Here is an 8,730-nt window from a genome sequence, read left to right as displayed (position 1 = left end):
TTGTGCACAGAAAACCCCCAGCTAGGCTGGGGGTTCCGGAAAGCTTTCAGCTTTGGGCCAGTTATTAAAACCCCTTTTGATTTGTTAAAACACCTTGCGGTCTGGCAACTGCAAGGGTTAAACAAGAAATCAAAAGGGGGTCCCAATGGGGGACGAAAAGAGCTTAGCGCACACCCGATGGAACTGTAAATATCACATAGTTTTTGCGCCCAAATACCGAAGACAAGCATTCTACGGGGAGAAACGTAGGGCGATAGGCAGCATCTTAAGAAAGCTGTGTGAGTGGAAAAACGTGCGGATCCTGGAAGCGGAATGCTGTGCAGATCATATCCATATGCTTGTGGAAATCCCGCCCAAAATGAGCGTATCCGGTTTTATGGGTTATCTGAAAGGTAAAAGCAGTCTGATGTTGTATGAGCAGTTTGGTGATATGAAGTTTAAATACAGGAACAGGGAGTTCTGGTGTCGTGGGTATTACGTAGATACGGTGGGTAAGAACACGGCAAGGATACAGGAATACATAAAGCACCAGCTTGCAGAGGATAAAATGGGCGAGCAGTTATCGATCCCTTATCCGGGTAGCCCGTTTACGGGCCGTAAGTAACGAAGTCTGATGCAAATGTCAGATCGTATGCGCCTGTTAGGGCGCGGCTGGTAACAGAGCCTTATAGGCGCATCAGAAAAACCTCCGGCTATGCCGGAGGATATTTATTTTATGCAAAAAAAATGCGGACTCAAGGTCCGCAAAAGTTCACGTTGGCTTTAGTTATTTCGAGTATGAGAGAAACTCTCAAACGGACAGTAGCTTCAAGGGTTAAAGGGGTACCGTTCCGTTTCTGTGGTGCATTATTAAACAGAAAGCTTGATAGGGATAATCGTTCGTTGCTATGCTACCTATCGCTACGAACTATCGTGGCGATGGAGGATGAATAATGAATATTCGTGATCTTGAATACCTGGTGGCACTAGCCGAACATCGTCACTTCCGACGAGCGGCAGACTCCTGTCACGTTAGCCAACCAACGCTGAGCGGGCAGATCCGCAAGCTGGAAGATGAGCTTGGCGTCATGTTGCTGGAGCGTACGAGTCGCAAGGTGCTGTTCACCCAGGCCGGTTTGCTGCTGGTGGATCAGGCGCGTACCGTGCTGCGCGAGGTCAAAGTGCTCAAGGAGATGGCAAGCCAACAAGGCGAGACAATGTCTGGCCCGCTGCATATTGGTTTGATCCCAACGGTGGGGCCATACCTGCTGCCGCATATTATTCCGATGTTGCACCAGACCTTCCCAAAACTGGAGATGTATCTCCATGAAGCGCAGACACATCAGCTGTTGGCGCAACTGGATAGCGGCAAGCTCGACTGCGTCATTCTGGCGCTGGTCAAAGAGAGTGAGGCATTCATCGAAGTTCCATTATTTGATGAGCCTATGATGCTGGCGATCTATGAAGATCATCCGTGGGCAAACCGTGACTGTGTACCGATGTCCGATCTGGCGGGTGAAAAACTGCTGATGCTGGAAGATGGCCACTGCCTGCGCGATCAGGCGATGGGTTTCTGCTTTGAAGCGGGTGCTGATGAAGATACCCATTTTCGGGCAACCAGTCTGGAAACGCTGCGTAACATGGTGGCGGCAGGCAGTGGTATTACCTTACTGCCTGCGCTGGCCGTTCCGCCGGAGCGTAAGCGTGATGGTGTCGTTTATCTGCCATGCATTAAACCCGAACCGCGTCGTACGATTGGTCTGGTGTACCGTCCTGGTTCGCCGCTGCGCAGCCGTTATGAACAGCTGGCAGAGGCCATCCGTGGATCAATGGATGGCCATTTCGACAGTGCGTTAAAACAGGCGGTTTAAGCCATTTAGCGCCGCTACCCGATAGGCTTCTGCCATGGTTGGGTAGTTAAAGGTGGTGTTAACGAAGTACTCGATAGTGTTACCACCACCTTTTTGCTCCATTATCGCTTGTCCGATGTGAATAATTTCGGCCGCGCGCTCCCCAAAGCAGTGGATCCCCAAAATCTCTTTGGTTTCGCGATGGAACAGGATCTTCAGCGTTCCGACACTCATACCCACGATTTGTGCACGTGCCAGATGTTTAAACTGGGCGCGGCCAACTTCGTAGGGAACTTTCATTGCCGTGAGCTGCTGTTCGGTTTTACCAACGGAGCTGATTTCCGGAATGGTATAAATCCCAGTTGGGATATCTTCGATCAGATGCGCGGTAGCCTCGCCTTTTACCAGTGCCTGGGCGGCAATGCGTCCCTGGTCGTAGGCCGCCGATGCCAGGCTCGGATAACCAATTACATCCCCTACGGCGTACACATGCGGCAGCGCCGTCTGGTACATACTATTCACTTTAAGCTGCCCGCGGCTGTCGGTTTTCAGACCAATGTTTTCCAGCGCCAGCGAATCGGTATTACCGGTACGGCCATTGGCGTACAGCAGGCAGTCGGCCTTCAGTTTCTTACCGGACTTCAGGTGCATGATGACGCCGTCATCGCAACCTTCAATCTTCTCATACTCTTCGTTGTGGCGAATGACCACACCGCTGTTCCAGAAGTGGTAAGAGAGCGAGTCGGACATCTCCTGATCGAGGAATGCCAGCAGACGATCGCGGGTGTTGATTAAATCAACTTTGACGTCCATTCCACGGAAAATCGACGCATATTCACAGCCAATGACCCCTGCGCCATAAATCAGCACATGACGGGGTTCGTGGTGCAGGCTCAGGATAGAGTCACTGTCGTAAACCCGGGGATGCGAAAAGTCGACATCAACAGGGCGATAAGGACGCGAACCGCAGGCAATAACAAACTTATCCGCAGTCAGCGTTTCCACCGTACCGTCGTGACATTCCAGGGCGATCGTGTGTTCATCAACAAAACGGGCATTTCCCTGCAAAATTTCGCAGTGGTTGCGCTCGTAAAATCCTTGCCGCATACGCGTTTGCTGATTAATAACGTTATCAGCGTGGTTGAGAATATCGGCGAAAGAAGAACGAAGGAGTCGGGAGTGGTCGCTGTACAGTGGGTTCTGATTGAATTCAATAATGCGGCTGACGGCGTGGCGGAGAGCTTTCGACGGGATGGTGCCCCAGTGGGTACAACCTCCGCCGACATTATGATAGCGCTCAATTACCGCGACGCGCGCTCCTTGCTTAACCAGACCCATTGCCGCGCCTTCGCCGCCGGGACCGGAACCTATTACTATTGCATCGTAATCGTAAGAATGTGACATGGTCAGGCTTACCTGTTCTTATACATAAAAGCAACAGAATAGTAACATCGTTGTTGAGATAACCCAATTATCGTTGTGCTTTTTTGCGAAGTCGAAGCACAAACTGCGCGTAAACAATCATTCACAAAGCCATGCCAACCGCCTAATCTCTGGTATAGTGCCAGCAAGGTATGTGGAAGGATTCAGACATCGTGATGGGCGTTAGAGCGCAACAAAAAGAGAAAACCCGGCGTTCGCTGGTAGAAGCCGCATTTAGTCAACTCAGCGCTGAGCGTAGTTTTGCCAGCCTCAGTTTACGCGAAGTCGCTCGTGAAGCGGGCATTGCGCCAACCTCGTTTTATCGCCATTTCCGCGATGTGGATGAACTCGGCCTGACGATGGTGGACGAGAGCGGTCTGATGCTGCGTCAGTTGATGCGCCAGGCGCGCCAGCGTATCGCGAAGGGCGGGAGTGTGATCCGCACCTCGGTCTCAACATTTATGGAGTTCATCGGCAACAATCCCAACGCCTTCCGTTTATTATTGCGCGAGCGTTCGGGGACATCCGCAGCGTTTCGTGCAGCGGTCGCTCGTGAAATTCAGCACTTCATCGCGGAACTTGCGGACTATCTGGAACTCGAAAACCATATGCCTCGTGCGTTTACTGAAGCGCAAGCCGAAGCTATGGTAACCATTGTGTTCAGCGCCGGGGCAGAAGCACTGGATGTTGGCGCTGAACAGCGCCGACAGCTGGAAGAGCGGCTGGTATTGCAACTACGCATGATCGCGAAAGGCGCATTTTATTGGTACCGCCGTGAACAAGAGAAGATGACGCACCACTCCGAGTAACGAGAAGGACAAGCAATGAAACAGTCAGGTCAAGATAAAGGTACGCTGCTGCTGGCGCTGGTTGCTGGCTTATCGATCAATGGTACATTTGCGGCGCTGTTTAGCTCCATTGTGCCATTCTCAGTATTCCCGATCATTTCGCTGGTGCTGACGGTGTATTGTCTGCATCAACGCTATCAGAACCGCACCATGCCTGTGGGATTGCCGGGCCTGGCTGCCGCCTGCTTTATCCTCGGCGTTCTGTTGTACAGCACCGTGGTACGCGCTGAATATCCGGATATCGGCTCTAACTTCTTCCCGGCGGTACTGTCTGTGATTCTGGTGTTCTGGATCGGCTTTAAAGTCCGTAACCGTAAACAGGAAATTGCGGAGTAACAGTTGTAGCGGTAGGCCGGATAAGGCAAAGCCGCTATCCGGCAATCTGAACAGGTAGTGCTTATCCAGCCTACGTTCTGTCTTACTTCTTGGTTAACAGTACGCCGCACTCCATATGGTGCGTATACGGGAACTGATCGAATAGCGCCAGACGTGAAACATTGTGCGTCTGGCTTAACGTTTCCAGGTTTTTACACAGCGTCTCCGGATTGCAGGAGATGTACAGAATGCGCGGATACGCCTGCACCATTTTCTCCGTTTCGCTGTCCAGACCGCTGCGCGGTGGGTCAACAAAGATAGTTTCACACTGGTAACTCTTCAGATCGATTCCCTGCAAACGGTTGAACTCGCGAACGCCGTTCATCGCCTGAGTAAACTCTTCGGCCGCCATGCGGATTATTTGTACGTTTTCAATCTGGTTAGCCGCAATGTTGTACTGTGCAGCAGCAACTGACGGCTTGGCGATTTCCGTTGCCAGTACGCGGTTGAAGTTTTGTGCCAGGGCTAACGAGAAATTGCCATTGCCGCAATACAGCTCCAGCAGATCGCCTTTTGAGCCCCTGGTGACATCAATCGCCCACTCCAGCATCTGAATATTCATGGCGGCGTTCGGCTGGGTGAAGCTGTTCTCAACCTGGCGATAGATAATCTCTTTACCCGCAACCGGCAAGCGTTCGTCAATGTAGTCCTGATCCAGCTCGATTTTGGTTTTGGTTGCCCGGCCAATCAGATGCACATTCAGGTTTTTCGCCCGCAGCGCATCCCGCAGCGCTTCAGCTTCCTGACGCCATTCATCATCCAGCTTTTTATGGTACAGCATCGATACCACCGCCTGATCGCTCAGGGTTGTGAGGTAATCAATCTGAAACAGTTTGTGACGCAGGACGTGGTTGTTGCGAACGCCTTCGATCATTGCCGTCATCAGCGTGTTGATAAGCTCACTGGCTGCCGGGAAGCTGTCGACACGGATACGGTTTTTAGTCTGGCTGTCGAACATGATGTGGTACAGATCATCACCGTCATGCCACAAACGGAATTCCGCGCGCATACGGTAGTGGCTGACCGGTGAGCGAAACACTTCCGGAGCCTGTGCATAAAATGGCGTCATTAAGCTCTGCAGACGCACCACTTTTTCAGCTAACTGTGCGTCGTACTGTTCTGTCGGAAGGTGTTCGGGGGTCATGATGCGTCCTGAAAAATAAAAGTACGCGGGGATTGTAGGGATTGCTCATCAGATGTCCAGTCATTGATGATTTCCGATATTGTGATACGCAGTCTGGACAGTGGGTTGTAACAAACTGTAGCATCCGTTTTCCGGTCCTGTGAGTTAAAAGGGAATCCAGTGTGAATCTGGAGCTGACGCGCAGCGGTAAGGAAGGTAGGGGATGAGCGCACCTGGTGCAGACACTGCGGCATGCCGTGGGAAGTTATCGTCTCTTTAAGTTGCCTCCAAGCCCGAAGACCTGCCGGCTAACGTCGCATCTGGCTTTCATCATCGCGTACTATCGGTGGGACCTGCGGCATCCTTCTTATATTGTGGATGCTTTACAATGATTAAAAAATCGTTGCTGTGCACGGCACTTTCCGTCACGGCATTTTCTGGTTGGGCACAGGATACTAGCCCAGATACTCTCGTCGTTACTGCCAACCGTTTTCAGCAGCCTGTTAATACTGTACTTGCCCCCACTGATGTGGTGACGCGTGAAGATATTCAGCGCTGGCAGTCAAAAGATCTCAATGATGTCATGCGCCGATTGCCGGGCGTAGATATTTCGCAAAGCGGCGGTATGGGGAAAAGCTCCTCGCTGTATGTTCGCGGTACTGAGTCCCGGCATGTGCTGGTATTGATTGATGGAGTGCCGATGGCGCGTGCGGGCATCGGTAATGCGATTGATATTGGTCAGATTCCGGTATCGTTGGTGCAACGTGTTGAATATATTCGCGGGCCGCGTTCAGCTGTGTACGGATCTGGTGCGATCGGTGGTGTGATGAACATCATTACGATGAGTAATGAAGAGAAATCACAGATCAACGCAGGTATGGGGACTGATGGTTATCAGACCTACGACGGCACGATAAATAAACGATTTGGTGACACGATGGTGACGGCGGCTGGCGCTTACCAGACGACCAAAGGTTTTAACATTCAACCTGATTCCCCTTACAGCGGCGACAGCGATCGCGATGGTTATCGCAACAAACTGTTCTGGGGCGGCTTGCAGCACAAGTTTAACGATAACTTCTCCGGTTTCTTCCGTGGTTACGGCTACACGGCGAATAGCGATTACGATCAGGGCTCTTATGGCTATGCTGGCGGTAATGACGAAGCTCAGAATTACACTCAGTCTTGGGATTCCGGCCTTCGTTACAGCTCAGGTATCTATTCCGCCCAACTGATTGCTAACTACCAGCATCTCAAAGATTACAACTATAGCAATCAACTCGGTCGTTATGCGGGGGATGCTACGCTGGATAATATGGAACAGCGCTATATTCAGTGGGGAAATAACGTTGAGGTTGGGCATGGAGCGATTAGCGGTGGTGTCGACTGGAAACAAGAAAAGCTGACTTCCAGTAGTACCACGAAATCGGACGCTTATAAACGTGATACGACCGGACTTTATCTAACTGGGCAACAACAAATTGATAGCGTCACGCTGGAAGCCTCAGGCCGTGAAGATCATGATGAACAATTCGGCTGGCATGGCACCTGGCAGACTGCTGCAGGCTGGGAGTTTGTTGATGGCTACCGTGCAACGCTCTCTTATGGCACAGGTTTCCTGGCTCCTTCACTTGGTCAGCAATACGGGGCTACGCGTTTTGCCTCTTCCTATGGGCCGGGTATTGCAGCCAACCCGAATTTGAAACCGGAAGAATCTAAACAGTGGGAAGCAGGGATTGATGGATTGACAGGGCCGCTTGATTGGCGTCTTTCGGCATATCATTATGAAATTCAAAACCTGATCGATTACAAGAATAACCAGTACGTCAACGTTAAATCAGCCACGATTAAAGGGCTGGAATGGACTGGGAATGTTACGACTGGCCCGGTAGATCATCACCTGACGCTACAGTATGTTGACCCGCGGGATGATGATACGAATAAGGTACTCTATCGCCGAGCAAAACAGCAGGTTAAGTATGAGTTAACTGGGCAGGTTCAGGACTTGGGGTGGAACGTTGCTTATCAATATATAGGTGAACGTTACGATAATGATTACGACAATAATCGTGATGTTAAATTGGGCGGCGTCAGCTTGTGGGATATCGGAGTGTCATATCCAATCACCTCACAGCTGACAGTTCGTGGTAAAATCGCCAACCTGTTCGATAAAGATTACGAGACAGTTTATGGCTACGCAACTGCAGGACGGGAATACACCTTGTCTGGCAGCTACACCTTCTGATCCCCGTCCCACCGTGCTGGTATTTGATTCCGGCGTCGGTGGGTTGTCGGTCTATGACGAGATCCGGCGCCTTCTGCCGGATCTCCACTATATCTACGCTTTCGACAACGTCGCCTTTCCTTATGGAGAGAAGAGCGAGGAGTTTATCGTCGAGCGTGTTGTTGAGATAGTGACTGCGGTCCAGCAGCGCTATCCCCTCTCTCTTGCGGTCATCGCGTGTAATACAGCAAGCACGGTGTCGCTCCCTGCGTTACGTGAGAAATTTGCTTTCCCGGTTGTGGGCGTGGTGCCTGCGATTAAACCGGCAGCGCGACTCACGGCGAACGGTGTTGTGGGGCTACTGGCTACACGTGCAACGGTGAAGCGCTCGTATACCCATGAGCTGATTGCGCGATTCGCTAACGAATGCCAAATTGCAATGTTGGGTTCTGCTGAGCTGGTGGAACTGGCGGAAGCGAAGCTGCACGGTGAAACAGTTTCTCTGGAAGAACTGCGGCGTATTCTGCGTCCATGGCTGCGGATGTCTGAACCACCTGACACAGTAGTGCTCGGTTGCACTCATTTCCCTCTATTACAGGAAGAGCTTTTACAGGTCCTGCCCGAGGGGACGAGACTGGTGGATTCTGGTGCCGCGATAGCACGCCGCACGGCCTGGTTGTTAGAGCATGAAGCACCAGATGCGAAATCAACCGATGAGAACGTCGCATTTTGTATGGCAATGACGACAGAAGCTGAACAATTATTGCCTGTGCTACAGCGCTATGGCTTTAAAACGCTCGAAAAACTGTCAGTTTAAGTGGTTTTGATGAAAAAATACGCACTCGGAAGATTATTTTAAATTTCCCCTTGTCAGCCTGAAATAACTCCCTATAATGCGCCTCCACTGAC

The 8,730-nt window shown here is 51.3% G+C and carries 9 protein-coding genes and 1 riboswitch; of the genes, 7 read left to right on the top strand and 2 right to left on the bottom strand.

The features are described from left to right. The 3 genes from OGX90_RS03855 to oxyR form a co-directional block, all read left to right on the top strand. A partial coding sequence (locus OGX90_RS03855; protein ID WP_234662442.1) for a hypothetical protein occupies positions 1 to 189 on the top strand: 189 nt, incomplete at its 5' end. Further along, on the top strand, positions 146 to 604 hold the full coding sequence (gene tnpA, locus OGX90_RS03850) for an IS200/IS605 family transposase (protein WP_057069660.1): 459 nt from the start codon (positions 146 to 148) through the stop codon (positions 602 to 604). The genes OGX90_RS03855 and tnpA, both read left to right, overlap by 44 nt. A 328-nt stretch (positions 605 to 932) precedes the next feature. Further along, positions 933 to 1,850: a DNA-binding transcriptional regulator OxyR gene (oxyR, locus tag OGX90_RS03845; RefSeq protein WP_008787060.1), complete on the top strand. Its 918-nt coding sequence runs from the start codon at positions 933 to 935 to the stop codon at positions 1,848 to 1,850. On the opposite strand, the gene sthA is transcribed toward oxyR, so the two are convergent. Beyond that, positions 1,833 to 3,233 (bottom strand): Si-specific NAD(P)(+) transhydrogenase, encoded by a 1,401-nt coding sequence (gene sthA, locus OGX90_RS03840; protein ID WP_003028860.1) that lies wholly within the window; start codon positions 3,231 to 3,233, stop codon positions 1,833 to 1,835. The two genes, oxyR and sthA, sit on opposite strands and share 18 nt — an antisense overlap. Positions 3,234 to 3,424: 191 nt before the next feature. Here sthA and fabR point away from each other — a divergent pair, with 191 nt between their 5' ends. Together fabR and OGX90_RS03830 are read left to right on the top strand one after the other, a co-directional pair. Further along, positions 3,425 to 4,060 (top strand): HTH-type transcriptional repressor FabR, encoded by a 636-nt coding sequence (gene fabR, locus OGX90_RS03835; protein ID WP_003028862.1) that lies wholly within the window; start codon positions 3,425 to 3,427, stop codon positions 4,058 to 4,060. 15 nt (positions 4,061 to 4,075) lie between these two features. Further along, complete coding sequence (locus tag OGX90_RS03830; protein ID WP_003825114.1) at positions 4,076 to 4,435, top strand: YijD family membrane protein; 360 nt, start codon at positions 4,076 to 4,078, stop codon at positions 4,433 to 4,435. Between the two features lie 82 nt (positions 4,436 to 4,517). Here the strand turns inward: OGX90_RS03830 and trmA are convergent, their stop codons facing one another. Continuing rightward, complete coding sequence (trmA, locus tag OGX90_RS03825) at positions 4,518 to 5,618, bottom strand: tRNA (uridine(54)-C5)-methyltransferase TrmA (protein WP_048215167.1); 1,101 nt, start codon at positions 5,616 to 5,618, stop codon at positions 4,518 to 4,520. Between the two features lie 115 nt (positions 5,619 to 5,733). Next, positions 5,734 to 5,920: riboswitch (cobalamin riboswitch) on the top strand. 65 nt (positions 5,921 to 5,985) lie between these two features. Between trmA and btuB the strand changes: the two genes are divergently transcribed. Next, the gene (btuB, locus tag OGX90_RS03820) at positions 5,986 to 7,842 is read left to right on the top strand and encodes a TonB-dependent vitamin B12 receptor BtuB (protein ID WP_032945649.1); all 1,857 of its coding nucleotides are present in this window, start codon (positions 5,986 to 5,988) and stop codon (positions 7,840 to 7,842) included. After that, the gene (murI, locus tag OGX90_RS03815; protein ID WP_003847829.1) at positions 7,787 to 8,638 is read left to right on the top strand and encodes a glutamate racemase; all 852 of its coding nucleotides are present in this window, start codon (positions 7,787 to 7,789) and stop codon (positions 8,636 to 8,638) included. The genes btuB and murI overlap by 56 nt, the downstream gene beginning before the upstream one ends. Positions 8,639 to 8,730: the final 92 nt, after the last annotated feature.

Source organism: Citrobacter sp. Cpo012 (genome assembly GCF_030333015.1).
GTDB classification, from domain to species: domain Bacteria; phylum Pseudomonadota; class Gammaproteobacteria; order Enterobacterales; family Enterobacteriaceae; genus Citrobacter; species Citrobacter portucalensis.
The sequence above is the reverse complement of the archived record's forward strand: the minus strand, read 5'-3'. Positions and strand labels throughout refer to the sequence as shown.